Below are 26,406 nucleotides of genomic sequence, written 5' to 3' on the forward strand. Positions count from 1 at the left end.
CAGGAAGACGAGCCCGGTCGAACCGACCCCCTCTGTCGCCTTCGGCGACATCTCCCCCTCGAGGGGGAGATCACCCACGCCCGAAATGCCGGCTCACAACATCGACATGCGTGTCGTGCGCATGCGCTTCGAAACGCTCGGTTTCGCCGAGATCGTCCACCGCCTCGTTCGGCCACCAGCTGCCGCCGACCACGATCCCGTCCGAGACCAGCCTTTGCTCGGCGACCAGCGAGGCGCCGACCGAATCGACAAAGGTGAAGCGGCCCGGACGCAGCCGCAGCACCGCGATGTCGCCGACCGCACCCACCGCCAGCCTGCCGAGATCGGGCCTGGCGATCGCTTCGGCCGGCCGCTGTGTCGCGGCGCGCAGCACCTCGACCAGCGGCATGCCGAGCGCCAGCAGCTTCGACATGCACACCAGAATGTCGAAGGCCGGCCCGTCGACGCAGTAGAGATGCACGTCGCTGCTGATCACGTCCGGCGCCAGCCCCTCGCCGAGCATCGCCTTGGCCACTTCGAAATCGAACGAGCCCATGCCGTGGCCGATATCGAAGATGACGCCGCGCTCGCGCGCCAGCCGCATATCTGGCCGCACCGCCCCCGAGGCGAAGACCGGCGCGTTGGGAAACGGCCGGAAGCAGTGGGTGAGGATGTCGCCCTTGCGCAGCCGCGGCAGCACTTCCGAGCGGCCCGGCGGCGGCTCGTCTATGTGCGCCATCAGCGGCAGGCCGGCTTTGTCGGCGGCTTCGAGCGCGAGATCGACCGGCGCGATGCCGCTGGTGCCGCCGGCATGGCGACCCGAGCGGACCTTGACGCCGACAACCACGTCCGCGTGCTCGCGAGCCGCCGCTACGGTCTCGCGCGGTTCGCAGAGCCGGAGGTCGCTGCACTCGCCGACCGCCACGGTCTGCGAGAAGCCGAATATGCCGGCAAAGGAAATGTTGACGTAAGCCAGAATACGGACTTTCGAGCGCTCGATGACGTGGCGGCGAAAGCCGAGGAAATTGCCGGCACCGGCACTTCCGGCATCGATGAAGGTGGTGGTGCCGCTCTTTGCGGCGAGCCGGTCGGCATCGACGCCGAGCGACGTGCCGCCCCAATAGACATGGCTGTGCAGGTCGATCAGGCCCGGCGCGACGATCGAGCCCGTGGCATCGATGACGCGGGCGGCACGTTCGAATGGGATTTCGGTGTCGATCGCGGCGATACGGCCGTCGGCAATCGCCAGATCGCGCTGCGCGTCGAGGCCGGAGGCCGGATCGATGAGGCGGCCGCCTTTTATCAGGAGATCGAATTGCATCGCGCCTGTCTCCATTTTCCCGTCAGGCCGGCCTGTAGGCAACGGCCTCGACCTCGATCTTGATGTCGATCATCAGCCGCGACTCCACTGTCGTGCGCGCCGGCGGGTCTTTCGGGAAATGCCTGGCATAGACGGTGTTGAAAATGCCGAAATCGCGGGCGTCTTCGAGCCAGACCGTCGTCTTGACTACGTCGTCCAGGGTACAGCCGGCCAGCGCCAGTGCCGCCTTGACGTTCGACAGCACCTGCTCGGTCTGTTCGGCGATGCCGCCCTTGACCACCAGTCCGTCTGTGCCGACCGGCACCTGGCCTGAGACATAGACGAAATCGCCGGCCCTGACCGCCGGCGACAACGGCACATGGGATTTTCCAAAACATTGCTTGGGCAAGGAGGCCTCCTCTGGAAATCGTTGCGTGACCGCGCGACTTGTCAGCTTGGCGCGAGAGGACGCGGCCCCTCTGCGAGTCTCATCCAACATCTTCGAAGCCTATATCGCTTTGCCGCGAGAGCGCCAGAACGATCACTGCGCTCGGTGATCCTTCGCGCCAGCATCTGGACCCGCGACACCAGCCCGCTCAGCGGTCGATCCGCGTCGACAGGATGATCGACGACGACGTGCGCTCGACTCCGTCCATGGCGCCGATCTGGTCGAGAAGCGTGTCGAGATCCCTGATCGAAGGCGCCTCGACGATGACGATCATGTCGAAATTGCCGCTGACCGAGTGCAGCGTGCGAACCGGTGCCAGCGCCTGCAGGCTGCGCACCACCTTGTCGGCAAGCTTGGGGGTGACGGTGAGCAGGACATGCGCCCTGACCAGCCCCTGCTCGTAATCCGGCGACAGCCTGACCCCGTAGCCAGCGATGATGCCGCGCTCTTCCAGCCGCTCGATCCGGCTTTGCACCGTCGTTCGTGAGACGCCGAGGCGCCGCGCCAGTTCTGCGGTCGAGGCGCGCGCATTGGTGCGCAGCAGGGAAAGCAGAGCCTGGTCGGCATCGCTGAGCATTTCGACGAACCTTACCGTCACATTGCCCAAAGAGAGGCTGCGTTTCGTACAATCTCACGCTTCCTTTCGACAGGCAAGCTGCGATTCTAACCGTGAATTTAGCATTGGTGCGAGGGACCGGTCATGAAGGAAATCATCGTCGTCGGCGCCGGCAAGATCGGCTCGACCATTGCCGAGATGCTGGCTTCCACGGGCAACTACCATGTTACGCTCGTCGACCGCTCGGCGGCGCAGCTCGGCGCGGCCGAACTGCCTGAAACGGTCGAGACGCTGGAACTCGACATCGAAGCCGCCGGCACCCTCGAATCGGCCCTGGCCGGCAAATTCGCGGTGCTCAGCGCGGCGCCCTTCCATCTGACCACGCGCATCGCCGAGGCGGCGGCCAGCGCCGGCGTGCACTATCTCGATCTGACCGAAGACGTTGTCAGCACCAGGCGGGTCAAGGAACTGGCTCGTTCCGGCAGCAGCGCCTTCATCCCGCAATGCGGTCTGGCGCCGGGCTTCATCTCGATCGTTGCCAACGATCTCGCCAGCCGCTTCGACACGCTGGAAAGCGTGCGCATGCGGGTCGGCGCGCTGCCGCAATACCCGTCGAATGCGCTGAACTACAATCTGACCTGGAGCACCGACGGCGTCATCAACGAATATTGCGAGCCTTGCGAGGCGATCGTCGAAGGCGAGCTGATCGAAGTGCCGCCGCTGGAGGAGCGTGAAGAATTCTCGCTCGACGGCGTCACCTACGAGGCGTTCAACACCTCGGGCGGGCTGGGCACGCTGGCCGAAACGCTGAAAGGCAAGGTGCGGACGCTGAACTATCGCACCATCCGCTATCCCGGCCATGCCGCTATTATGAAGGCGCTGCTCAACGACCTCGGCCTGCGGCACCGCCGCGACGTGCTGAAGGACATTTTCGAAAGCGCCCTGCCGGCGACGCTGCAGGACGTGGTTGTCGTCTTCGTCACCGTCAGCGGCCGCAAGAACGGCCGTCTGCTGCAGGAAACCTACGCCAACAAGATCTACGCCAGGCGCGACGGCGAAACGGTGCGCAGCGCCATCCAGATCACCACCGCCTCCGCCATCTGCGCGGTGCTCGACATGCTCGCGGACGGCACCTTGCCGGCCAGGGGCTTCATCAAGCAGGAGGACATCGCCCTCGACGCCTTCCTGGCCAACCGCTTCGGCCGCGCCTATGCGCAGCACGAAATGGTTAGCCGGCTTGCAGGGTGAGCTGCGTAATCTCCCCCCTCGAGGGGGAGATGTCGCCGACAGAGGGGGTCGCCTCGCGTAGAGCGCCAACCTCCATCTGTCGCAAGGGAGGTCGCATCCAGTCGAACCGACCCCCTCTGGCCTGCCGGCCATCTCCCCCTCAAGGGGGGAGAGCGCGAGCCATCAGACATGCAGTGCGTGCCCCAGCGCCTTCAGCGCCGCTTCCGGAAAACCCTCGCCCTGTGTCGGATGGGCATGGATCGTCCCGGCGATATCCTCCAGCGTCGCACCCATCTCCAGCGCCAGCCCAAACGCCGTCGACAGCTCCGACACGCCCTGGCCGACGGCCTGGATGCCAAGCACCAGATGGCTGTCCGCCCGCGCCACTACCCGGACGAATCCGTCCTCGCCCAACTTCGTCATCGCCCGGCCATTGGCGGTAAAGGGAAACTGTCCGACCTTGATCTCGCCACGGGTCTTGGCCTCCTCCGGCGACAGGCCTGCGGTGACCAGCTCCGGATCGGTGAAACAGACAGCCGGGATCGCTCGTCTGTCCCAGCTGCGCTTGTGGCCGGCAACGATCTCGGCGACCATTTCGCCTTGCGCCATGGCCCGATGCGCCAGCATCGGCTCGCCGGTGACGTCGCCAATGGCAAAGATGCCGCGCATCGAGCTGCGGCACTGGTCGTCGATGCGGATGAAGGGTCCGGCCATGTCGAGGTCGATCTGCTCCAACCCCCAGCCTTCGGTCACCGGCTTGCGACCGACCGTGACCAGCATCTTGTCGGCAGCGATCTTGCCGTTCTTGCCGCCATTCGTCTCGACCAGCAGCGCGTCGCGCTTAGTGGACAGCCCCTTGGCCTTGGCGTTCACGAGCACCTCGATGCCGAGTTCGGCCAGCCGCTTCACCACCGGCCGGGTCAGTTCCGCATCATATTGCGCCAGCACGCGCGGCAACGCCTCGACCACGGTCACCTTGGCGCCCAGCTTGGCAAAGGCGATGCCGAGTTCCAGCCCGATATAGCCGCCGCCGACCACCGCCAGCCTCTCCGGAACTTCGCTCAGCGCCAGCGCCTCGGTCGACGAAATGACCGGCCCGCCGAACGGCAGCGACGGCAGCTCGACCGGCGCCGAGCCGGTCGCTATCACCACCGTTTCGGCTCGGATCACCTGCATGCCGATCTCGGTCTCGACGGCAACGGTCTTGCCGTCGCGAAATGTCGCCCAGCCATGCACCGTCTTCACGCCAGCTTTCTTCAGCAGGCCGGCGACGCCGTTGTTCAGCCGGCTAACGATGCCGTCTTTCCAGGCAATGGTCGCGGCGAGATCAAGCGACGGTGCCGCGACCGTTATGCCGAGTGGACTTTTGCCGCCGGCCATGTGCGAGAGCTTTTCGAACTCTTCGGCTGCATGGATCAGCGCCTTTGACGGGATGCAGCCGACATTGAGGCAAGTGCCGCCCGGTTTGCCTGCCTCGACGATCACCGTGTCGATGCCAAGCTGCCCGGCGCGGATGGCACAGACATAGCCGCCCGGACCGGCGCCGATGACCAGCAGCTTGCAGGAGATTTCCTTCATGTCAGCTGCGTCCTTTCGGGGATAAATGCCCCACCATCCGGCCGCTGCGCGCCTTTCCTTCTCCCCCTGTGGGAGAAGGTGGATCGGCGCGTAGCGCCGAGACGGATGAGGGGTGTTGGACGGAGTGCGGTAGGTGCCAAGCTGGAGCACCCCTCATCCGTCGCCTTCGGCGACACCTTCTCCCACAAGGGGAGAAGGGGGAGCCAGCGTCCCGGCGCCCCATGCTGCCGGGCGAGGGGGCCTTTGCGACCGTTCTCATCTCCTCAGTCCACAAAAATCAGCGCCGGCGTCTCCAGTAGCGTCTTTATCCGCTGGATAAATACCGCCGCATCCCAGCCGTCGACGACGCGGTGGTCGAAGCTGGAGGACAGGTTCATCATCTTGCGCGGGATGAACTGGCTGCCGTCCCATACCGGCCGCACCATCATCTTGTTGACGCCGACGATCGCCACTTCCGGATGATTGATCACCGGCGTCGTCGCCACGCCGCCCATGGCGCCCAGCGAAGTGATGGTGATGGTCGAGCCCGAGAGCTCGTCGCGCGTCGCCGTGCCGGATTTTGCCGCCTCGGCCAGCCTGACAACCTCGGCTGCACAGTCCCAGATGTCGCGCGCCTCGGCGTGCTTGACCACCGGCACCATCAGCCCGGAAGCCGTCTGCGCGGCGATGCCGATGTGGACGCCGCCATGCTGGTGGACGATGCCGGCTTCGTCGTCGAACAGTGCGTTGACATTGGGCTGGTCGGCGATTGCCTTGACCATCGCCCGCATCAGGAACGGCAGCAGCGTCAGCTTCGGCCTGTCTGCGCCCGGCCGCTTCTCCTTGTTGAGCGCGGCGCGCAAATCCTCGAGTGCGGTGACGTCGATCTCCTCGACATAGGTGATATGCGGGATGCGCGACTTGGCCAGCGTCATCTTCTCGGCGATCCTTCGCCTGAGCCCGATTATCTTGATGTCCTCGACCGCCTCGTTGCGGGCGAGGCCAGGGGCCTTCGCGAGCTGCGGTCCGCGTGCCAGGAAGGCGTCGATGTCCTCGTGCCGGATGCGGCCGGCTGGGCCGGTTCCCGGGACCTGCCGAAGGTCGATGCCGGCCTCTTTCGCCCTGAGGCGGACGGCCGGCGAGGCCAGTGGCTTTTCTCCCTCGGGGCGCGGCGCACCGACCGGCGCTATACCCCCGAAAGCCGGCGCAGTACCCCCACCCCTAACCCCTCCCCACAAGGGGGAGGGGGACTCCGTATCCGCCGTTCGTGCGCCCTCGGTTCTTGGCACATGCCCGACCAAGGGCGAGCTGGACCTGGCTTCGGCTTTGGCGGCCGAAGCTCGTCCCCCTCCCCCTTGTGGGGAGGGGCTAGGGGTGGGGGTAGGTGCCGCCTCACCCTCCGCCGATTTCGCGCCTGCGTTCACATTGCCCTCGCCCGCCACCTTCAACCTGACAATCGGCGAGCCGATCGCCACCGTGTCGCCGATCTCGGCGCCCAACCAGACGATCTCGCCATCGACGGGCGACGGAATTTCGACTGTCGCCTTGTCGGTCATGACAGCGGCAAGCACGGCGTCCTCGCGCACGAGATCGCCGACCTTGACCTGCCATTCGACGAGCTCGGCCTCGGCGACGCCTTCGCCGACATCGGGCAGCTTGATGACATATTCGCCCATCGTTCCCCCTCAGGCTTCCATCGTTTCGACCAGCGCGCGGCCTAGCCGGGCAGGACCGGGAAAATAGTCCCACTCCTGCGCATGCGGATAGGGCGTGTCCCAGCCGGTGACCCGCGCCACAGGCGCTTCCAGATGATAGAAGCAGCTCTCCTGAACCAGCGCCGAAAGTTCGGCACCGAACCCCGATGTCAGCGTCGCCTCGTGCACGACCACGCAGCGCCCGGTCTTGTTGACCGAGGCGACGATCGTCTCGAGGTCGAGCGGCAGCAGTGTCCTCAGATCGATGATCTCGGCATCGATGCCGGTCTCCTCCGCCGCCGCCTGGGCGACATAGACCATCGTGCCGTAGGCAAGCACGGTGACCGCCGCACCCGGCCGTCGGATCACCGCCTTGCCGAGCGGCACCGTGTAATGGCCGTCGGCAACCTCGCCGAGCTCATGTTTCGACCATGGCGTTACCGGCCGCTCGTGATGACCGTCGAAGGGGCCGTTGTAAAGTCGCTTCGGCTCCAGGAAGATCACCGGGTCGGGATCCTCGATCGCCGCGATCAGCAGGCCTTTGGCGTCATACGGGTTCGAGGGCACCACGACTTTCAAGCCGGAGACGTGGGTGAACAGCGCCTCCGGGCTCTGGCTGTGGGTCTGGCCGCCGAAAATGCCGCCGCCGGTCGGCATTCTCACGACGATCGGGCAGGTGAAATCGCCGTTCGACCGGTAGCGCAGCCGCGCCGCTTCCGAGACGATCTGGTCATAGGCTGGATAAACATAGTCGGCAAACTGCACCTCGACGCAAGGCTTCAGCCCGTAGGCGGCCATGCCGATGGCCGCGCCGACAATGCCGGATTCGCTGATCGGCGCATCGAAGCAGCGGCTCTTGCCGTATTTCGCCTGCAGGCCTTGCGTGCAGCGGAAGACGCCGCCGAAGAAGCCGACATCCTCGCCGAACACGATGACTTGGCTGTCGCGTGCCATCGACACGTCCATGGCGTCGCGGATCGCCTCGATCATGGTCCGCCGCGGCATGGTCAGACCCCTGCCTGTTGGCGCTGGCGCCTGAGATGCGGCGGCATCTCGGCATAGACGCCCTCGAACATGTCGCGCGCCGAGGGCTTGCCGCCGGCATGCAGCGTGCCATGGCGCTCGGCCTCCCGCTGCGCCGAAATCACCGTGTCGAGGATTTCGGCCTCGGCCTGGGCGTGGCGTTCGTCCGACCAGACGCCGCGCTGGATGAGATGGTTCTTCAGCCTGACGATCGGGTCGCCGAGCGGCCAGGCATCGGACTCGGCCTTCGGCCGGTAGGCCGACGGGTCGTCGGAGCTCGAATGGGCGCCGACGCGGTAAGTGACGTATTCGACCAGCGTCGGCCCGAGATTGCTGCGCGCCCGTTCCGCCGCCCATTTGGCCACCGCATGGACGGCGAGATAGTCGTTGCCGTCGACGCGCAGCGACGGAATACCGAAGCCGAGCCCACGGGCGGCAAAAGTGCCGGAACCGCCGCGGGCGATGCCCTGGAAGGTCGAGATCGCCCACTGGTTGTTGACGACGTTGAGCACGACCGGCGCCTTGTAGGTCGAGGCGAACACCAGCGCCGAATGGAAGTCGGACTCGGCGGTCGAGCCGTCGCCGATCCAGGCGGCGGCGATCTTTGAATCGTTGCTGATCGCCGAAGCCATCGCCCAGCCGACCGCCTGGATGTACTGCGTCGCCAGATTGCCGGAGATCGAGAAGAAGCCGTGCTCCTTCGACGAATACATGATCGGCAATTGCCGCCCTTTCAGCGGATCGGCCTCGTTCGAATAGATCTGGTTCATCATCGTGACCATCGGGTAGCCGTCGGCGATGAGCAGGCCGGCCTGCCGATAGGTCGGAAAATTCATGTCGCCCCGCGACAGCGCCTTGCGGAAGGCGCAGCTCACAGCCTCTTCGCCGAGGTGCTGCATGTAGAAAGAGGTCTTGCCCTGGCGCTGCGCCATCTGCATGCGCGCATCGAAGCTGCGCAGCGTCATCATATGGCGCAGCCCCTCCAGCAACTCGTCGTCCGAAAGCAGCCCTGCCCACGGCCCGACCGCCTCGCCGGCGCGGTTGAGCACGCGAATGATCGAGAAGGCCAGATCGCGGATGTCGCGCGGGTCGACGTCGATCTTCGGGCGCGGCACCGAGCCAGCTTTTGGAATGCTCACATTAGAGAAATCCGGCGTCCCGCCCGGCCGCACTTCCGGTTCCGGAACATGGAAGCGCAGCATTCCGGCATCGGCCATGATCTCGGTCCTCCACTGTTGCCCGGCCAGGATACTTGCACACCGCCAGACCAGTGCCAATTCGTCGGGCGAGGCTTCGCTGCCGCTGGCTGCTGCCCGCGGCCGACAGGATGGAGATATGTCGGCGAAATTTCTTGTCGATCTTCCGCGCCGGCGCGCAATTTGGGAGATGATTGCGCCGGGTTTCCCGCCAGATAAGGCAATGCGTCGGGTTGGGCGGCACGAGCACCTCCTTCTCCCCTTGTGGGAGAAGGTGGCCGAGCGAAGCTCGGTCGGATGAGGGGTGTTCCAGCTTGGCACCAACAGCGCTCCGGCCAGCACCCCTCAACCGTCTTGGCGCTGCGCGCCAATCCACCTTCTCCCACAAGGGGGAGAAGGAAAGGAGGGCGGCGCCGTTCACCCCGCGCCCGCGTCATGCTAATCAGCGCCCATGGCACAAAAGAAAGCATACGAGGTCGATGCATGGCTCGCGAAGCCGGATCCGCGCGTCTCGATCGTGCTGCTTTACGGTCCCGATCGCGGGCTGGTTGCCGAGCGGGCAAAGGCCTTTGCCGGCAAGACCGGCCTGCCGCTTGACGATCCGTTCTCGGTCGTCAGGCTGGACGGTTCGGAGGTCGATCGCGACGAGGGCCGCCTGCTCGACGAGGCCCGCACCGTGCCGATGTTTTCGGAGCGGCGCCTGCTATGGGTGCGCAACGCCGGCGCTCAGAAGGCGCTTGCCGATGACGTCAAGGCGCTGACGTCGGAGCCCGCGCGGGACGCCATCATCCTCATCGAGGCCGGCGACCTGAAGAAGGGCGTCGGCCTGCGCGCCGTGGTGGAGGCGGCGGACAATGCCATGGCTCTGCCTTGCTACGCCGATGAGGCCAGAGATATCGATACGATCATCGACGACGAACTGCGCAAGGCCGGCATGTCGATGACGCTGGAGGCGCGGCAGGCGCTGCGCCGCAATCTCGGCGGCGACCGGCTGGCCTCGCGCGGCGAGATCGAAAAGCTGGTGCTTTACGCGCATGGCCAGGCCGAAATCGGCCTCGACGACGTCAAGGCGACGTCTGGCGATGTCTCGGGCCTCTCCTTCGACGCAGCGGTCGACGCCCTGCTCGAAGGCAGGATCGCCGACTTCGACACCGCCTTCACCCGCCATTGCCAGTCCGGCGGCCAGCCCTTTCTGGTACTTTCATCGGCGATGCGGCAGTTGCAGGCGATTCAGGCGATGCGCGGCCTGATGGACGCCGGCGGCCGCAATGCCGCTTCGGTCGTTGCCGCGGCGCGCCCGCCGGTGTTTTTCTCCCGGCGCAAGCTGGTCGAGAAAGCCCTCGAACGCTGGAGCAGCGAGGCGCTCGGCCGCGCCCTCAACCGCCTGCAGACGGCGGTGCTGCAGACACGCCGGCGGCCGGATCTGTCGATCGCGCTGGCACGCCAGGCCCTGCTCGGCATCGCCGTGGAGAGCGCCAGGCTGGCGCAGCGCACCTGATCTCCCCCCTTGAGGGGGAGATGTCGCCAAAGGCGACAGAGGGGGTCACAGCGCGTAGAACACCAGCCCCTTCCGCGACGACAGAGGAGGTGGCGCTTGAAATTTGACGACCCCTTCTGGCCTGCCGGCCATCTCCCCCTCAAGGGGGGAAATTAACTACTTCGACGATTTCGCCAATCACCGCGCGGCAGCAAAAATCTTATTTGCCGGCTAATTTTAGCAACCTACCTACTCCCGCTTCAGCCTTCGGCAAAGCTCGTCAAGCTGCTCCAGCGTCCGGTAGGCGACGCTGATCACGCCGCCGCGCTGGTTGTGCTCGATCGTGACGATCATGCCGATCGTGCTGGTCATCAGCCGCTCCAGCGCCAGCGTGTCGGCATCCTTTTGCGGCGGTGCGGCGGGCTGGCGTTTTGCCGACGGCGCGCCGACCGGCAGCTGCGCCAAGGCCTCGGCCTGGCGCACCGAAAGCCCCTCATCGATGATCCGCTTGGCAAGCCCGGCCGGGTCGTTGGCCGTCACCAGGGTACGGGCGTGGCCGGCAGACAGCGCCCCGTCGACCAGCATGTCGCGGATGACGTCGGGCAGCTTGAGCAGTCTCAGCGTGTTGGCGACATGGCTGCGGCTCTTGCCGATCACCTGGCCGAGATCGGCCTGGGTATAGCCATGGTCGTCGATCAGCTGCTGGTAGCCGAGCGCCTCCTCGACCGGGTTGAGGTCGGTGCGCTGGACGTTTTCGATGATCGCCAGTTCGAGCGCCGTGCGATCGTTGACGTCGCGCACGATAATCGGGATTTCGGTCAGCCCGGCGCGTTGCGCCGCGCGCCAGCGTCGCTCGCCGGCGATGATCTCGTAGCGGCCCGGCTGGGTTTTCGACGGCCGCGCCACCACCGGCTGCACCACGCCATGTTCGCGGATCGACTGGGCGAGGTCGGTCAGGTCGGCGTCGCCAAAATGCCGGCGCGGGTTTTTCGGGTTAGGGCTGAGGAACTCGATCGGCACCTTGCCGTCGGCCGCCAACCCGGGCTTTTCCGGTGCCGCCGGGCGATCGATTTCGCCGATCAGGGCCGCCAGTCCCCGTCCCAGTCTTTTCCTCGAAGGGTCTTCGTTCATCGTCCGTCCAGATCGTTTCGGTATCGAATCGGGTTTATTATTTACAACGGTTAAGCGGCACGCAATTTGCGCTCGCGGCGGATGACTTCCGAAGCAAGCTGCAGATAGGCCTGGCTGCCCGAGCATTTGAGGTCGTAGAGAATCGCCGGCTTGCCGTAGGACGGCGCCTCGGAAACGCGGACATTGCGCGGGATGACGGTTTCATAGACCTTGTCGCCCATATGCGCCCGCACATCCTGCACCACCTGGTTGGCGAGATTGTTGCGCCCGTCGAACATGGTCAGCACGATGCCCTGGATCGTCAGGTCGGGGTTGATCGAGCGGCGCACCTGCTCGACCGTCTCCAAAAGCTGGCTCAGGCCCTCCAGCGCGAAAAACTCGCACTGCAGCGGCACCAGCACCGAATCGGCCGCAGCCATCGAATTCAGCGTCAGCAGGTTGAGCGACGGCGGGCAGTCGATCAGCACATAGCCGAAGTTGGCCGAGCGCTCGGCCGAAGCCCGCAGCGCGTTGCGCAGCCGCAGCACCCGATCCGGCGCCGAGGCGATTTCCATCTCGATGCCGAGCAGGTCGAGCGTCGACGGTACGATCGACAGGCCAGGCACCGCCGTCGGGATCGTCGCCGCTTCGAGATCCAGCTCGCCGGTCAGCACATCATAGGACGAGACGGTGCGGTCGCGCCGGTCGATGCCAAGTCCGGTGCTGGCGTTGCCCTGCGGGTCGAGATCGACGATCAGCACCTGTTCGCCTATGGCCGCCAGCGCGGTGGCCAGATTGATGGCGGTCGTCGTCTTGCCGACGCCGCCCTTCTGGTTGGCGACGGTGATGATTCGGGGGCCGTTCTTCATCATGGGTCTATGCCAGAAATTCATTTGGGTCGCCGGTCACAAGCCAGGGTGCTGTCGCAAGTCGGATACTTCGAGAATGACGCCCTGTGCGTCGGTTGCACTGGCATGTTCTACCAGATCGAAAGACCATCGTTGAGCGCTTTCTGCCACTTCGGCGCGGTAATCCCGGCCTTTGTGAAACAGGCCGCGCGAACCCTTGGTCAGCCACGGTGCCGCCAGGTCGAGCAGGTCGGGCAGCGAGGCGAGTGCCCTGGCTGTGACGATTTGCGGTGCAGGAACAAGCGGATAGCTGTCGTCGATGCGGCGCGCGATAACCTTGGCGGGCAGGGTGAACTGTCCAATGACCGCTTGCAGGAACGATGCTTTTTTCCGGTTGCTTTCAACCAGGTCGATACCGGCGCCGTCCCGCTCGGCAAGCAAAAAGGCCAGCACAAGGCCGGGAAACCCACCGCCGGAGCCGAGATCGACCCAGCGCTTCGCCTCTGGTTTGATTCGCGCCAGCTGCGCGCTGTCGAGGATGTGGCGGCGCCAGACATCGTCCTGCGTCGATTGCGCGGCCAGATTGATCCGGCGGTTCCATTTCCGGAAGACGGCCTCGAACTCGACCAGGCGATCGAATGTTTCACGTGAAACCGGGCCCGCTGCCGCCTGCAGGTTTGCCCAGGACGCTGCGCTCACGCGACCTGCTTTCGCGCGGCCGCCTCGGCATTGCGGACATGGGCGACAATAATCGCCAGCGCCGCCGGCGTCATGCCTTCCATGCGTTGCGCATCGGCAATCGAGCGCGGCTGGCGTGCCAGCATCTTCTGCTTCAACTCGTTCGACAGGCCGGGAACAGAAGCAAAGTCGAGCGATTTGGGAATAAGCCTGCTCTCCTCATGCCTGATCTGCGAAACATCGGCCTGCTGCCGGTCGAGATAGACAGAATATTTGGCTTCCGTTTCAAGACGTTCGGCCGTTTTGCTGTCGATCGCCGCGAAAGCCGGCTCGATTCGCGCCAGCCAGGCGATATCGACGCCGGGATAGGCCAGCAGCTCATAGGCCGAGCGGCGGACGCCGTCCCGGTTGATTTCGAGCCCATGGCGCGCCGCCTCATTGGGGGTCATGGTGGTGCCGAGGGCGAGCTGTCGCGCCTTCTCAAGGTCTTGCATACTATTGTTGAACCGCTGCATCCGCTCCGGCGAGGCAATCCCCAGCCTTATCGCCAGTGGCGTCAGCCGCTCATCGGCGTTGTCGGCTCGCAGCGATAGCCGGAACTCGGCCCGCGAGGTGAACATGCGGTAGGGTTCGGCAATGCCGCGGCTGGTCAAATCGTCGACCATCACGCCGATATAGGCTTCGGTGCGGCTGAGCACGATTTCCTCGCTCGCCGACGCCTTGCGCGCTGCATTCAAGCCGGCAAGCAGCCCTTGCGCGCCGGCCTCCTCGTAGCCGGTGGTGCCGTTGATCTGGCCGGCGAGGAAAAGGCCGGCAATCCGCTTGGTTTCCAGCGTCGGCTTGAGCTCGCGTGGATCGACATGGTCATACTCGATGGCATAGCCCGGCTGCAGCATCGTTGCCCGCTCCAGCCCCGGAATGGTCTTCAGGATGTCGAGCTGCACGTCCTCGGGCAGCGAGGTCGAAATGCCGTTCGGGTACACCGTGTCGTCGTCCAGCCCTTCCGGCTCCAGAAAGATCTGGTGGCCTTCGCGGTCACCGAACTTGACGATCTTGTCTTCGATCGACGGGCAATAACGCGGCCCGACGCCTTCGATCGAGCCCGAATACATGGCCGAGCGGCCGAGATTGGCGCGAATCAGCTCGTGCGTCGCATTGGTCGTTCGGGTAATGCCGCAATGGATCTGCGGATTTTCGATGCGATCGGTCAGCAGCGAGAACGGCACGGGGTCCTCGTCCGCCGCCTGGCTCTCCAGTGACGCCCAATCGATCGTCCTGCCGTCCAGCCGCGGCGGCGTGCCGGTCTTCAGCCGCCCGAGCTTGAAGCCGGCGCGGCTCATCGTCGCCGACAGGCCGATGCTCGCCTGCTCGTTCATGCGGCCGGCGACGATCTTCTTCTCGCCGATATGGATCAGCCCGCGCAGAAAAGTGCCGGTCGTCAGCACCACGGCGCCGCAGGCGAGCCGGCTTCCATCCGCCAGCAGCACCGCCGCGATGCGTCCGTCGTCGATTTCCCCGTCGTTGATTTCGAAATCCAGCACCTCGCCTTCGATGACATCGAGGCCAGCCTGTTCGCGAATCGCCGCCTGCATGGCGAGCCGATAGAGTTTTCGGTCGGCCTGCGTCCGTGGCCCGCGCACCGCCGGTCCTTTGCGGCGGTTGAGCAAACGGAACTGGATGCCTGCGGCATCGGCGACGCGCCCCATCAGCCCGTCCATGGCGTCGATCTCGCGAACCAGATGGCCCTTGCCGAGGCCGCCGATCGCCGGATTGCAGGACATCACGCCGATCGTGTCGAAGCGCAGCGTCACCAGCGCCGTTCTGGCGCCAGCCCGCGCGGCCGCACTAGCCGCCTCGCAACCAGCATGACCGCCGCCCACCACCACCACATCATAGTGATTGGTCATTTCAGAATCCCGAATTTAAGTGGACCGACACATGTCCCTGGAGGCACGCGCTGTCAAGGATGCAGGGCGCTTCAGACGCATGACTGCTCCCGACAATGCAGACAGAGATTGCCTGGCGCCGCCCTGTCTTCCTTCTCCCCTTGTGGGAGAAGGTGGATTGGCGCGCAGCGCCAAGACGGTTGAGGGGTGCTGGACGAAGTGCGGTTTTGCCAAGCTGGAACACCCCTCATCCGACCGAGCTTCGCTCGGCCACCTTCTCCCACAAGGGGAGAAGGGGAGACGCTACGAGCGGGATCGTTTCACGTGAAACAATCCCCCTATTCCTGGGCCCGTGTTTCACGTGAATCACCCCGGTGTGGCCCTTCCCCTATGTTTCACGTGAGTCATTTGCCGATACAAAACTGCGAAAAAATAACATCGAGCATGTCCTCGACATCGACCGCACCGACGATTCGTCCAAGCCGATCCGCCGCCAGGCGCAGTTCCTCGGCCCGTAGCTCCTGCCCGCGATCACCACTGACCACTGCTGCGAGCAGGAAGCGTTTCGTCTCGTTGAGCAGCTCGACGTGCCGCAGCCGCGACGGCAGGACATCGCCGGCCTTGCCGATCTGGACTGCGGCACGACGCCCGATCTCGTCCAGCAGTTCGGCCAGACCCGTGCCGTCCCGCGTCGAGATAGCGAAATCATAGTGCGCCGCAGGCGAGGGCGATTTGCCCCCCAGCAGGTCAATTTTTGTTCCGACCCTCAGCGCCTGAATGTCGCCCGGCAGCATACCGATCGCGATTGGCTCCGCCAGATCCTCCAGCAGCAACAGCAGATCAGCGCTGTGCGCCTTGGTCCTGGCCTTCTCGATGCCGATCGCCTCGATCTTGCCGGGCGCCTCCCGCAGACCGGCGGTGTCGGTTACCCTGACCCGCACCCCCTCCAGGTCCAGTACCACCTCGAGCAGGTCGCGGGTCGTGCCGGGCTCGTCGGTGACGATGGCCGCTTCGCGCCGCGCCAAGGCGTTGAACAGGCTGGACTTGCCGGCATTCGGCGCGCCGAGGATTACCACTTCGAACCCATCGCGAATGATTTCGGCGGCACGAAAGCCGGCGACATGGCGCTCTATTTCCCCGATCATCGCCCGGACATCGGACCAGACTGTACCGGCGACCGAGCCCGGCACGTCATCCTCGTCGGCAAAGTCGATCTCGGCCTCGATCATCGCGCGGGCGTGGATCAGCCGTCGGCGCCAGCCCAGATAGAGTTCGCTCTGCACGCCTTGGGCGTTGTGAACGGCAAAGCGCCGCTGCGCCTCGGTTTCGGCGTTGATGAGATCGGCCAGCGCCTCGGTTTCGACCAGATCGAGCTTGCCGTTGAGAAAGGCGCGGCGGGTGAATTCGCCAGGCTCGGCATGCCTGACGCCGTCGAAGGAGGCGATCGTTTCCAGCATCCTCGCCACAACGGCGCGCCCGCCATGCACATGGAGCTCTGCAACGTCCTCGCCGGTAAAACTGTCGGGGCCAGCAAAGAAGACGACCAGGCCGCTGTCCAACACCGATCCGTCGGGCGCCCGGAACTTGCGATAGGTGGCAACACGGTTTGGCACAGTCGATCCGGAAATCGTTTCGACTACGAATCGACTCTGCGGCCCGGAAATGCGGATCACCGCAATGCCGGCCGGCAGGCGCCCGCTCGACAGCGCCACGATGGAGTCTTTTGAAATCATTTGCCCGCTCTGCCGAAGCGCCCTAGCTATGCCTGTTCAATCCGCATCGAGTAGTGCCGTGACATTGCCTGCACAAAACCTGCTTGCCGAAGAGGCCAGCCCCTATCTGCAGCAGCACAGCGGCAATCCCGTGCACTGGCGGCCATGGTCGCCCGCCGCTCTGGCCGAAGCAAAGGTGCTGCAGCGTCCGATCCTGCTCTCTGTCGGCTACGCCGCGTGCCATTGGTGCCACGTCATGGCGCATGAGAGCTTCGAGAACGACGACGTCGCCGCCGTCATGAACCGTCTCTTCGTCAATATCAAGGTCGACCGCGAGGAGCGCCCCGACATCGACCAGATCTACATGGCGGCGCTGTCCTCGATGGGCGAGCAGGGCGGCTGGCCGCTGACCATGTTCCTGACGCCGGAGGGCAAGCCGTTCTGGGGCGGCACTTACTTTCCGCGCGAAGCCCGCTACGGCCGGCCGGGTTTCGTCCAGGTGCTGGAGGCGGTTGACAAGGCTTGGCGGGAGAAGAAAGAAAGCGTTAACCAGAGTGCCGACGGCCTGACCACGCATGTCGAGACGCGGCTGGCGGGCAGCCATGCCAAGGCCGTGCTCGACCGCGGCATGCTGGCGAACCTCGCCAATGGCATTGACGGCATGATCGACCGCGATTTGGGCGGTCTGCGCGGCGCGCCGAAATTCCCCAACGCGCCGTTCATGCAGAGCCTCTGGCTGTCCTGGCTGCGCGACGGCACCGCATCGCACCGCGACGCCGTTCTCCTCAGCCTCGAAAAGATGCTGGCCGGTGGCATCTATGACCATATTGGCGGCGGACTCAGCCGCTACTCGACCGACGCCGAATGGCTGGTCCCGCATTTCGAAAAAATGCTCTACGACAATGCCCAGCTCATCCGCTTGTGCAATTGGGCCTATGCGTCAACCGGCGAGGAATTGTTCCGGCTGCGAATCGAAGAGACCATTGCCTGGCTGTTGCGCGAAATGCGAGTCGAGGGCAATGCCTTCGCCGCCAGCCTTGATGCCGATAGCGAGGGCGAGGAGGGGTTGTTCTACACCTGGAGCAGGGATGAGCTCGAGGCAGCCCTTGGCGACGATTCAGCATTGTTTTTCAAATACTTCACGCTTGCCGATCCGCATGGTTGGGAAGGCAAGCCGATCATTTGCCAGACTGATGCTCAACAGGCGCAGAGCGTCGTCGATCGTGACCTTCTGGTTCCGCTCAAGCAAAGGCTGCTGGCAGCGAGGGAACAGCGCGTGCGGCCCGGGCGTGACGGCAAGGCCCTGACCGACTGGAACGGCTTGATGATCGCAGCCCTTGCCGAGGCCGGACGGTCGCTTGGCCGATCCGATTGGATCGAAGCGGCGGCAACGGCCTTTGCCGCGATTGCGGCTGCCGGACGTGACGGCCGCCTGCCGCATTCGATGCTCGGCGCAAAGAAGCTGTTTCCGGCTCTGTCGAGCGACTATGCCGCCATGGCCAACGCCGCCATCTCACTGTTCGAGGCGACCGGCAATCCCGGCTACATCGATCGCGCCGGGAACTTCATTGAGCAACTCGATCTTTGGCACCGGGACAGCGACAAGACCGGCTATTATCTGACCGCGTCCGACAGCGCGGATGTGCCGATCCGCATCCGCGGCGATGTCGACGAAGCCATTCCTTCCGCCACCGGCCAGATCATCGAGGCTCTGGTCCGATTGTCGTCGCTTTCGGGCGATCTTGATCTCTGGGAAAAAGCCTGGACAGTCGCAGAGCACGCGGGCGGGCGGGCGGAGCACCAGGGCTATGGCCAGGCGGGTATAGTCAATGCCTGTGCCTTGGCGCTTGAACCGCTGAAGCTGGTGATCGTGGATGGACCGGAGAATCCAAGGCTTGTTCCGGTTGCGAATCGAAATCCAGACCCGCGCCGGGTGGACATCGTCGTGCCTGTTGGCTCGGCGACAAATCTGCCGGCCTTGCCAGGCGGCGTCCTGCCGCCAACGGCCGAGCCCGGCGCCTGGCTCTGCACGGGGCAGGTCTGCCTGCCGGTGATAACCGACGCTGAGGAACTCGAGCGGCAGTTGCGCCGTCGATAGGTCGAGGTGCACAGAACCGGAACGCCGGCGGGACAGCGCCTTGCCCCCTTTACGTATTCATCGAATCGAAGAAATCCGCGTTGGTCTTGGTCTGCTTGAGCTTGTCGATAAGGAACTCGATGGCGTCGGTCGTTCCCATCGGCGCCAGGATGCGGCGCAGCACGAAGATCTTCTGCAGGTCCTGGCGCGGAACCAGCAGGTCCTCCTTGCGGGTGCCGGATTTGAGGATGTCCATGGCCGGATAGATGCGCTTGTCCGCCACCTTGCGGTCGAGCACGATTTCCGAATTGCCGGTGCCCTTGAACTCTTCGAAGATGACCTCGTCCATGCGGCTGCCGGTATCGATCAGCGCCGTGGCGATGATGGTCAGCGAGCCGCCTTCCTCGATATTGCGGGCAGCACCGAAGAAGCGCTTCGGCCGCTGCAGCGCGTTGGCATCGACACCACCGGTCAGCACCTTGCCGGATGACGGCACGACGGTGTTGTAGGCGCGGCCGAGGCGGGTGATCGAATCCAGCAGGATGACGACGTCACGGCCGTGCTCGACCAGGCGCTTGGCCTTCTCGATGACCATTTCGGCAACTTGGACGTGGCGCACCGCCGGCTCGTCGAAGGTCGAGGACACCACCTCGCCCTTCACCGAGCGCTGCATGTCGGTGACTTCCTCCGGCCGCTCGTCGATCAGAAGCACGATCAAATAGCATTCCGGATGGTTGGTGGTGATCGAATGGGCGATGTTCTGCAGCAGCACCGTCTTGCCGGTGCGCGGCTGCGCCACGATCAAGGCGCGCTGGCCCTTGCCGAGCGGCGCCACCAGGTCGATGACGCGCGCCGAAATATCCTTGGAGGTCGGAACCTCCATCTCCATCTTTAGCCGCGAGGTCGGATAAAGCGGCGTCAGATTGTCGAAGTGGATCTTGTGGCGGATTTTTTCCGGGTCGTCGAAATTGATCGTGTTGACCTTGAGCAGCGCGAAATAGCGCTCGCCCTCTTTCGGGCTGCGGATCGGCCCTTCAACCGTATCGCCCGTCTTCAGCGAGAACCGCCGGATCTGCGACGGTGAAATATAGATGTCGTCGGGACCTGGCAAATAGTTGGCATTGGCGGAGCGCAGGAAGCCAAAGCCGTCCTGCAGCACTTCGACGACGCCGTCGCCGATGATCTCGATATCCTGGGTCGCCAGCCTCTTCAGGATCGCGAACATCAGCTCCTGCTTGCGCATGACGCTGGCGTTCTCGACTTCGAGCGATTCCGCATAAGCGATCAGCTCTGGTGGTTTCTTGTTCTTGAACTCTGTGAGCTTCATTTCTTGCATCATTAGACGGACTCTGAGTAAGCTTTGGGAAAAATATCGGCGGGATGCGACAAATGCCGGGCGCGGCCGAAGCGACAAATGGGCGGCGCATGACGGGAAGGAAGACCCGTCTTTTATCGTCGGTCGGTTGAAAGAGCAAGCCGCCTTTTGCGGGCAACCGAAGACGTCAGAACGGTTTCACGATTACCAGGACGACGATGACGATCATCAGGAATGTAGGGATCTCGTTGACGATCCGCCAGTGCCTTGCCGATTTTTCATTGCGGTCTTCGGCAAATTTGCGGACGGCGCCGGCGAGATAGCCATGCACGGCCGACAGGCCAACCACCGCAGCGATCTTGGCATGCAGCCAGCCGCCTTGAAAACCAAAGCCTTTCCAGGCGAGCCAAAGGCCGAACGCCCAGGTGATTACCATTGCCGGATTGATGATGCCGCGCAGCAGGCGGCGCTCCATCAGCTTGAAAGTTTCCGACTGGACGGAGCCTTTTTCGGCATCGGCATGATAGACCAGCAAGCGCGGCAAATAGAGCATGCCAGCCATCCAGGAGATGACGGCAATCACATGGATCGCCTTCGCCCAGGGATAGAAATCATCGGGCCCGAAGAAAAACAGCAGCCCGGCCAGCACCAGGAAAATGGCGATCGCGATTGCCGCGCGGCGCATCGCGCCCTTACCGGTGTTGGTGCCGTTCGCATTGTCCGCGTCCATCATCGTCACGATGCGCTCCGCACCAGTTTGACCATCTGCTCGACATGCGCCAGCGGCGTCTCGGGCGTGATGCCGTGGCCGAGATTGAAGATCAGCAGCCCGTCGCCCAGCGCCTTCAGGATCGCCCCCACGCCATCGTCAAGCGCCTTGCCGCCGGCTACAAGCCGCAGCGGATCGAGATTGCCCTGCACGGCGCCGTCACGCTGCAATTCCTTCGCGCTCGACAAGGACACGGTCCAGTCGAGGCCCAGCCCGGTCACGCCGGTCTTCTGGCGATAGCTTCGATAGTGATCTCCCGCGCCCTTGGGAAAGCCGATGATCGGAACATTGGGATGGACAGCCTTCACTTGCCGGACGATCGAGGCCACCGGCTCGACGCAGAACAATTCGAAAGACGCTTCGTCGAGCACGCCTGACCACGAATCGAAGATCTGCACCACGTCGGCGCCGGCCTCAATCTGGCGGATCAGATAGGCAGCCGAATGATCGGCGAGCACCTTCAGCAGCCGAAGAAAGGCCGCCGGCTCGCGATAGGCGAACAGCCTGGCCGGCGCCTGGTCGGGCGTGCCGTGGCCGGCAATCATGTAGGTCGCCACCGTCCAGGGCGCACCGCAGAAGCCGATCAGCGTCGTTTCATCAGGCAGTCTGGCGCGCAACCGCCGCACCGTCTCGTAGACCGGCTCGAGATTCACGTGAAACGTTTCGCCGTCGAGAGCCGCGATCTCCGCAGCCGTGATCGGCGTCAGCAGCGGGCCGCGTCCTTCCTCGAAGCGCACGTCGCGGCCGAGCGCATGCGGCACGACAAGGATATCGGAAAACAGGATCGATGCATCGAAGCCGAAGCGTTCGATCGGCTGCAGCGTCACTTCGACGGCGAGATCCGGGTCGTAGCAAAGATCGAGGAACGATCCAGCCCGTCTCCTCGTCTCCCGGTATTCCGGCAGATAGCGGCCGGCCTGGCGCATCATCCAGATCGGCGGTGGAAACGCCGCCTTGCCTCTCAACACGTCCAGCACGATCCGGTCTTGAGGCATTGAGCGCTCGCCTTTCCAGGCTTCCCTATAATTAAATATTCTATTTTTAGGAATCTTATGATTCTAAGAGTCTGTTGGTTGTGGTGGTTGTCTCCTGTCCCGCTTTGCCCTCGAAAAGACCAGCCAGCATATTGTCGCGCGCTTCTCCAACGGGATTGCAGGACTTTGTGGAAAGTCTGGAATTTACGACTGGAGTCAATGCGTTGCCGCCAGGCCAGGGAAATTGCCCCTGTGGATGAAGCGAAGGCAAAAAGCTCTGTCCCCGGACTTGTCCCCAACCGCCCGGAGAAGCCGACAGCACATCGAATTGTGGACAAACCGCCATCTGATACAGTCGCTTTGCGGTGGCCGAGTTTCCCGCCCGGCTTATCCACATCGGCCCACAGCCTGGAATGTATCCTGTGAACAAACCGCAGAGCTTCTTTCACCTTCACCTGATTTCCGACGCCACCGGCGAAACGCTGCTGGCCGCCGGCCGCGCGGCTTCCGCGCAATACAAGGACGCGCGCGCCATCGAACATATCTACCCGCTCATCCGCACCGAAAAGCAGGTGACGAAGGTGTTCGAGGATATCGAGGAGGAGCCGGGCATCATCCTCTATACGGTGGTCGACCAGAAGCTTGCCCGCGGCATCGACGAACGCTGCGCGGCCATGGGCCTGCCTTGCGTCTCGGTGCTGGAACCGGTGCTGACGGTGTTCCAGTCCTATCTCGGCACGCCGGCCGGCCGCCGCGTCGGTGCCCAGCATGTGCTGGACGCCGAATATTTCCGCCGCATCGACGCGCTCAACTTCACCATGGAGCATGACGATGGCCAGCTGCCGGCCAATATGGATGATGCCGACATCGTGCTCGTCGGCATCTCCCGCACCTCGAAGACGCCGACCAGCATCTATCTCGCCAATCGCGGCATCAAGACCGCCAACATCCCGATCGTGCTCGGCGTTCCGGTGCCCGAAAGCCTGGTCAATGCCACGAGGCCGCTGATCGTCGGCCTGGTCGCCACCGCCGAACGGATCTCGCAGGTCCGGCAGAACCGCATTCTCGGCACCAGCGCCTACGAACCGACCGACTATGTCGACCGCGCCGCGATCGCCGAAGAGCTCGCCTATGCCCGCCAGATATGTACGCGGCACGGCTGGCCGATGATCGACGTCAGCCGCCGTTCGATCGAGGAGACGGCGGCGGCCATCGTTGCCCTGCGCGGCAAGACGCGGTAGGGCGTGTGATATTCAGGTGATGCCGGCCTGCAAACGGCGGTTTCCTGCGCTTCCGGTGCTCACGTACGAAAAGTACGCTCCGCTCCGGTTCTCGGAAGCCACCGTTTTCGGCTCGGCCTGACCTGAATCTCGACACACCCTAGTGTCAGGAACCGGGTGAAAAAATGGCTGAAAAAATCATCCTTGCCTCGGGCAGCCCGTTCCGCAAGGCGCTGCTCGTCAATGCCGGCGTCACTGTCGAAGCGGTTCCGGCCTCTGTCGATGAGCGCGCGCTCGAGGCGCCGCTGCAGAATACTGGCGTGTCGCCGGAGGACGTCGCCCTGGTGCTCGCCGAAGCCAAGGCCACCGACGTCAGTGAGCGCAAGCCCGGCGCCCTGGTGCTCGGCTGCGACCAGACGCTGTCGCTCGGCGACGAGCTGTTCCACAAGCCGGCCGACATGGAAGGGGCGCGCCGTCATCTGCTGGCGCTGTCGGGCAAGACGCATCATCTCAACAGCGCCGTCGTGCTCGGCCGTGACGGCCAGGTTCTGTGGCGGCATGTCGGCATCGCCAGCCTGACCATGCGCAAGCTCGATCCGGCCTTCATCGGCCGCCATCTGGCGCGCGTCGGCGCCAAAGCGTTGTCCAGCGTCGGCGCTTACCAGATCGAAGGCGAAGGCATCCAGCTGTTCGAAAAAATCGAAGGCGACTATTTTACTATTGTCGGCTTGCCACTTTTGCCGGTGCTGGCCAAGCTGCGAGAGTTCGGGGCGATCGATGGCTGAGGCCCCGAAAAAAGCCTTCGTCACCGGCCACCCGATCGCGCATTCCAGGTCTCCGAAGATCCACGGCCACTGGCTGGCGAAATACGGCATCGACGGCGTCTACGAGGCCATCGACGTTGCACCGGAGGCCTTTGCCGAATTCCTGCAGACGCTGCAGGCACAAGGCTATCGCGGCGGCAACGTCACCATCCCGCACAAGGAAGCCGCCTTCGCTTTGGCCAAGCGGCGTGACGCCGACGCCGAACAGATCGGTGCGGTCAATACACTGTGGTTCGAGAATGGCGAATTGTGCGGCGGCAACACCGATGCCCATGGCTTTGCCGCCAATCTGGACGAATATGCACCGGGCTGGGCGGCCAACGGCCCCGCCGTGGTGCTCGGTGCCGGCGGCGCCGCTCGCGCGGTCATCCATGCGCTGAAGCAGCGCGGCGTCAGCGACATCCGCATCGTCAACCGGACGCTTGCGAGGGCGCAGGAGCTGCGCGACCGCTTCGGTGCCGGCGTTTCCGCCCACAACCTCGCGGCGACCGGCGAATTGCTCGAAGATGCCGGCCTGCTGGTCAACACGACAGCGCTCGGCATGCATGGCAATGAAGGCCTGTCCGCGGATCCAGGCAGACTGCCGGACCGCGCCATCGTCACCGACATCGTCTACGTGCCGCTGGAGACGCCGCTGCTTGCTACCGCCAAAGCGCGCGGCCTGAGAACCGTCGATGGGCTCGGCATGCTGCTGCACCAGGCGGTGCCCGGCTTCGAGCGGTGGTTCGGCATCAGGCCAGAAGTCACCGCCGAACTGCGGCAAATAATTACTGCCGATATCGGCGCGATAAAATGATCGTGCTCGGCCTCACCGGATCGATCGGCATGGGCAAATCGACCGCGGCCAAGATGTTCGCCGAGGCCGGCGTGCCGGTCCATGATTCCGACGAGGCTGTGCATCGCCTTTATGCCGGCAAGGCCGCGCCCTTGGTCGAGGCGGCCTTTCCCGGCACCACCCGATCCGGTGCGGTCGACCGCGCGGCACTGGCGGAGCGGGTGCTCGGCGACGCCGCCGCGCTGAAACGGCTGGAAGCGATCATCCATCCGCTGGTCCGTGCCGACGCCGATGCCTTCCTGGCTGAACATCGTGCCGCCGGCGCGCCGCTTGCCGTGCTCGATATACCGCTGCTGTTCGAGACCGGCGGCCGCAACCGCGTCGACAAGGTCGTGGTCGTCACCGCGCCGCCCGAAGTCCAGCGCGCCCGCGTGCTGGCGCGGCCGGGCATGAACGAGGAGAAACTGGCGTCGATCCTGGCCAGGCAGGTTCCCGACACCGAAAAGCGCCGGCGCGCCGACTTTGTCATCGACACCGGTCAGGGCTTTGACGCCACTCGCGCGGCCGTCAAGGCCATCATCGCCGAACTAGTCGTGGATAAGGCAGCCAGGCCTGGTTAAGAGGCTTGCAGACCCACATTACTTGTTGCCATTTTGTTCCTGGTGTGATTCGGTTAGAATGATGCCGGCACCAGTGGACTGATTCGATGCGTGAGATCATCTTCGATACGGAAACCACCGGCCTCGACACGCGCGAGGACCGCGTCATCGAGCTTGGCGGCGTCGAGCTGGTCAACCGCTTCCCGACCGGCCGAACCTTCCACAAATACATCAACCCGCAAGGCCGCCAGATCCATCACGAGGCGCAGGCCGTGCACGGCATCAGCGCCGCCGATCTTCAGGGCAAGCCGACTTTCATGGAGATCGCCGAGGAGTTTCTGGCCTTCATCGACGGCGCCAAACTGGTCGCGCACAATGCCGGCTTCGACATCGGCTTCCTCAATCTCGAATTCGGCCGGCTTGGCCATCCGGCCATCGATCCGGGACGGATCGTCGACACGCTGGCGCTGGCGCGCCGCAAGCATCCGATGGGCCCCAATTCGCTCGACGCGCTCTGCCGCCGCTACGGCATCGACAACGGCCGCCGCACCAAGCACGGCGCGCTGCTCGATTCGGAATTGCTGGCCGAGGTCTATATCGAGCTCATCGGCGGCAAGCAGGCAAGCCTTATCCTCGACAGCATCCTGACTCCGGCGGGCGGCAGGCAGAATGTCGACGACATCGATATTTCGATCGGTGTGCGGCCGATCGCCTTGCCGTCGCGCCTGACCGATGCCGAGCGCGCAGCACACGCAGGCATGGTTGGCAGCCTCGGCGAAAAAGCGCTGTGGCTGCGCGTCCCCCCGGAAGCGAGTTCCGCGGCACAGTGATTTTGACCGGAGTGATCCTTCGCGCCCCCCTCTGTCCTGCCGGACATCTCCCCCTCAAGGGGGGAGATTGGCAGACCCAGCGTCTCGCTCATTCCTGCGGCGATGAAGGATTGGCGAAGGCCGACGTGAAGTCCGATCTCCCCCCTGTTTGGACCGGAGACATCGCGAACAGGTGTGCGAGGACATCGCGAACAGTGCTCCATGCTATCTCTCGACGAGGTTGAGGTCGATGGTTTGGATTTTCTGATGGCGGAAGAAGACGTTGAAGACGCCGTCCTTGTCGGTCGCACGGAAGGCGACGGCGCGCCCGGCGAAGGCATTGCAGATCTTGA

General features: G+C 64.3%; 24 protein-coding genes. 8 read left to right on the plus strand and 16 right to left on the minus strand.

The window, feature by feature from the left end:
* Positions 1 to 70: 70 nt before the first annotated feature.
* The 3 genes from NKH33_RS22780 to NKH33_RS22790 all read right to left on the minus strand — a co-directional run bounded on the left by NKH33_RS22780 (position 71) and on the right by NKH33_RS22790 (position 2,304).
* Positions 71 to 1,300, minus strand: a complete 1,230-nt coding sequence (locus NKH33_RS22780; protein WP_352921611.1) for an amidohydrolase/deacetylase family metallohydrolase — start codon at positions 1,298 to 1,300, stop codon at positions 71 to 73.
* A 22-nt stretch (positions 1,301 to 1,322) separates the two neighbouring features.
* The gene (locus tag NKH33_RS22785) at positions 1,323 to 1,688 is read right to left on the minus strand and encodes a RidA family protein (RefSeq protein WP_023675940.1); all 366 of its coding nucleotides are present in this window, start codon (positions 1,686 to 1,688) and stop codon (positions 1,323 to 1,325) included.
* A 187-nt stretch (positions 1,689 to 1,875) separates the two neighbouring features.
* Positions 1,876 to 2,304 (minus strand): Lrp/AsnC family transcriptional regulator, encoded by a 429-nt coding sequence (locus tag NKH33_RS22790; protein WP_352770106.1) that lies wholly within the window; start codon positions 2,302 to 2,304, stop codon positions 1,876 to 1,878.
* Between the two features lie 123 nt (positions 2,305 to 2,427).
* On the opposite strand from NKH33_RS22790, the gene NKH33_RS22795 reads away from it, so the two are divergent.
* The gene (locus NKH33_RS22795) at positions 2,428 to 3,531 is read left to right on the plus strand and encodes a saccharopine dehydrogenase family protein (RefSeq protein WP_352541924.1); all 1,104 of its coding nucleotides are present in this window, start codon (positions 2,428 to 2,430) and stop codon (positions 3,529 to 3,531) included.
* A gap of 162 nt (positions 3,532 to 3,693) precedes the next feature.
* Here NKH33_RS22795 and lpdA read toward each other — a convergent pair whose 3' ends face one another.
* The 4 genes from lpdA to NKH33_RS22815 all read right to left on the minus strand — a co-directional run bounded on the left by lpdA (position 3,694) and on the right by NKH33_RS22815 (position 9,001).
* Positions 3,694 to 5,088 (minus strand): dihydrolipoyl dehydrogenase, encoded by a 1,395-nt coding sequence (gene lpdA, locus NKH33_RS22800; RefSeq protein ID WP_352684382.1) that lies wholly within the window; start codon positions 5,086 to 5,088, stop codon positions 3,694 to 3,696.
* A gap of 263 nt (positions 5,089 to 5,351) precedes the next feature.
* Entirely contained in the window at positions 5,352 to 6,743 is a 1,392-nt protein-coding gene (locus NKH33_RS22805; RefSeq protein WP_352684380.1) for a dihydrolipoamide acetyltransferase family protein, read from the minus strand.
* Between the two features lie 9 nt (positions 6,744 to 6,752).
* Positions 6,753 to 7,766, minus strand: coding sequence for an alpha-ketoacid dehydrogenase subunit beta (locus tag NKH33_RS22810; RefSeq protein WP_352921614.1), 1,014 nt, complete (start codon positions 7,764 to 7,766; stop codon positions 6,753 to 6,755).
* Between the two features lie 2 nt (positions 7,767 to 7,768).
* Entirely contained in the window at positions 7,769 to 9,001 is a 1,233-nt protein-coding gene (locus tag NKH33_RS22815) for a 3-methyl-2-oxobutanoate dehydrogenase (2-methylpropanoyl-transferring) subunit alpha (RefSeq protein ID WP_254817940.1), read from the minus strand.
* A 430-nt stretch (positions 9,002 to 9,431) separates the two neighbouring features.
* On the opposite strand from NKH33_RS22815, the gene holA reads away from it, so the two are divergent.
* Positions 9,432 to 10,478: a DNA polymerase III subunit delta gene (gene holA / locus NKH33_RS22820; RefSeq protein ID WP_352770432.1), complete on the plus strand. Its 1,047-nt coding sequence runs from the start codon at positions 9,432 to 9,434 to the stop codon at positions 10,476 to 10,478.
* Positions 10,479 to 10,706: 228 nt separating this feature from the next.
* Here holA and NKH33_RS22825 read toward each other — a convergent pair whose 3' ends face one another.
* From NKH33_RS22825 to mnmE, 5 genes are all read right to left on the minus strand, one after another.
* The gene (locus NKH33_RS22825; RefSeq protein ID WP_352491256.1) at positions 10,707 to 11,588 is read right to left on the minus strand and encodes a ParB/RepB/Spo0J family partition protein; all 882 of its coding nucleotides are present in this window, start codon (positions 11,586 to 11,588) and stop codon (positions 10,707 to 10,709) included.
* A gap of 50 nt (positions 11,589 to 11,638) precedes the next feature.
* A complete protein-coding gene (locus tag NKH33_RS22830) occupies positions 11,639 to 12,439 on the minus strand; it encodes a ParA family protein (RefSeq protein ID WP_352921616.1) in 801 nt (266 codons plus the stop codon).
* A gap of 33 nt (positions 12,440 to 12,472) precedes the next feature.
* Positions 12,473 to 13,114, minus strand: coding sequence for a 16S rRNA (guanine(527)-N(7))-methyltransferase RsmG (gene rsmG, locus NKH33_RS22835; protein ID WP_352684372.1), 642 nt, complete (start codon positions 13,112 to 13,114; stop codon positions 12,473 to 12,475).
* Complete coding sequence (gene mnmG, locus NKH33_RS22840; RefSeq protein ID WP_352921618.1) at positions 13,111 to 15,000, minus strand: tRNA uridine-5-carboxymethylaminomethyl(34) synthesis enzyme MnmG; 1,890 nt, start codon at positions 14,998 to 15,000, stop codon at positions 13,111 to 13,113. Before mnmG ends, rsmG begins: the two co-directional genes overlap by 4 nt.
* Positions 15,001 to 15,383: 383 nt before the next feature.
* On the minus strand, positions 15,384 to 16,712 hold the full coding sequence (gene mnmE / locus NKH33_RS22845) for a tRNA uridine-5-carboxymethylaminomethyl(34) synthesis GTPase MnmE (RefSeq protein WP_352684368.1): 1,329 nt from the start codon (positions 16,710 to 16,712) through the stop codon (positions 15,384 to 15,386).
* 58 nt (positions 16,713 to 16,770) lie between these two features.
* Between mnmE and NKH33_RS22850 the strand changes: the two genes are divergently transcribed.
* Positions 16,771 to 18,789, plus strand: coding sequence for a thioredoxin domain-containing protein (locus tag NKH33_RS22850; RefSeq protein WP_352921620.1), 2,019 nt, complete (start codon positions 16,771 to 16,773; stop codon positions 18,787 to 18,789).
* Positions 18,790 to 18,838: 49 nt separating this feature from the next.
* On the opposite strand, the gene rho is transcribed toward NKH33_RS22850, so the two are convergent.
* The 3 genes from rho to hemE all read right to left on the minus strand — a co-directional run bounded on the left by rho (position 18,839) and on the right by hemE (position 21,847).
* A complete protein-coding gene (gene rho / locus NKH33_RS22855; protein WP_023675925.1) occupies positions 18,839 to 20,104 on the minus strand; it encodes a transcription termination factor Rho in 1,266 nt (421 codons plus the stop codon).
* A 166-nt stretch (positions 20,105 to 20,270) separates the two neighbouring features.
* Positions 20,271 to 20,816 carry a protoporphyrinogen oxidase HemJ gene (gene hemJ, locus NKH33_RS22860; protein WP_352921625.1) on the minus strand — a complete coding sequence of 182 codons (546 nt, stop codon included), beginning with the start codon at positions 20,814 to 20,816 and terminating at the stop codon, positions 20,271 to 20,273.
* A gap of 2 nt (positions 20,817 to 20,818) precedes the next feature.
* A complete protein-coding gene (hemE, locus tag NKH33_RS22865) occupies positions 20,819 to 21,847 on the minus strand; it encodes a uroporphyrinogen decarboxylase (protein ID WP_352921622.1) in 1,029 nt (342 codons plus the stop codon).
* A gap of 401 nt (positions 21,848 to 22,248) precedes the next feature.
* Between hemE and NKH33_RS22870 the strand changes: the two genes are divergently transcribed.
* The 5 genes from NKH33_RS22870 to dnaQ all read left to right on the plus strand — a co-directional run bounded on the left by NKH33_RS22870 (position 22,249) and on the right by dnaQ (position 26,074).
* Entirely contained in the window at positions 22,249 to 23,067 is an 819-nt protein-coding gene (locus NKH33_RS22870; RefSeq protein ID WP_254817949.1) for a pyruvate, water dikinase regulatory protein, read from the plus strand.
* Between the two features lie 164 nt (positions 23,068 to 23,231).
* A complete protein-coding gene (locus NKH33_RS22875) occupies positions 23,232 to 23,831 on the plus strand; it encodes a Maf-like protein (RefSeq protein ID WP_352473997.1) in 600 nt (199 codons plus the stop codon).
* On the plus strand, positions 23,824 to 24,666 hold the full coding sequence (locus tag NKH33_RS22880; RefSeq protein ID WP_352473996.1) for a shikimate dehydrogenase: 843 nt from the start codon (positions 23,824 to 23,826) through the stop codon (positions 24,664 to 24,666). The genes NKH33_RS22875 and NKH33_RS22880 overlap by 8 nt, the downstream gene beginning before the upstream one ends.
* Complete coding sequence (coaE, locus tag NKH33_RS22885) at positions 24,663 to 25,265, plus strand: dephospho-CoA kinase (protein WP_352473995.1); 603 nt, start codon at positions 24,663 to 24,665, stop codon at positions 25,263 to 25,265. Before NKH33_RS22880 ends, coaE begins: the two co-directional genes overlap by 4 nt.
* Positions 25,266 to 25,351: 86 nt before the next feature.
* Positions 25,352 to 26,074 (plus strand): DNA polymerase III subunit epsilon, encoded by a 723-nt coding sequence (gene dnaQ / locus NKH33_RS22890; RefSeq protein WP_352473994.1) that lies wholly within the window; start codon positions 25,352 to 25,354, stop codon positions 26,072 to 26,074.
* Between the two features lie 204 nt (positions 26,075 to 26,278).
* Here the strand turns inward: dnaQ and NKH33_RS33275 are convergent, their stop codons facing one another.
* Positions 26,279 to 26,401, minus strand: coding sequence for a hypothetical protein (locus NKH33_RS33275; RefSeq protein ID WP_502906754.1), 123 nt, complete (start codon positions 26,399 to 26,401; stop codon positions 26,279 to 26,281).
* Positions 26,402 to 26,406 lie beyond the last annotated feature (5 nt).

This window comes from Mesorhizobium sp. M1182 (assembly GCF_040318335.1).
Classification (GTDB): domain Bacteria; phylum Pseudomonadota; class Alphaproteobacteria; order Rhizobiales; family Rhizobiaceae; genus Mesorhizobium.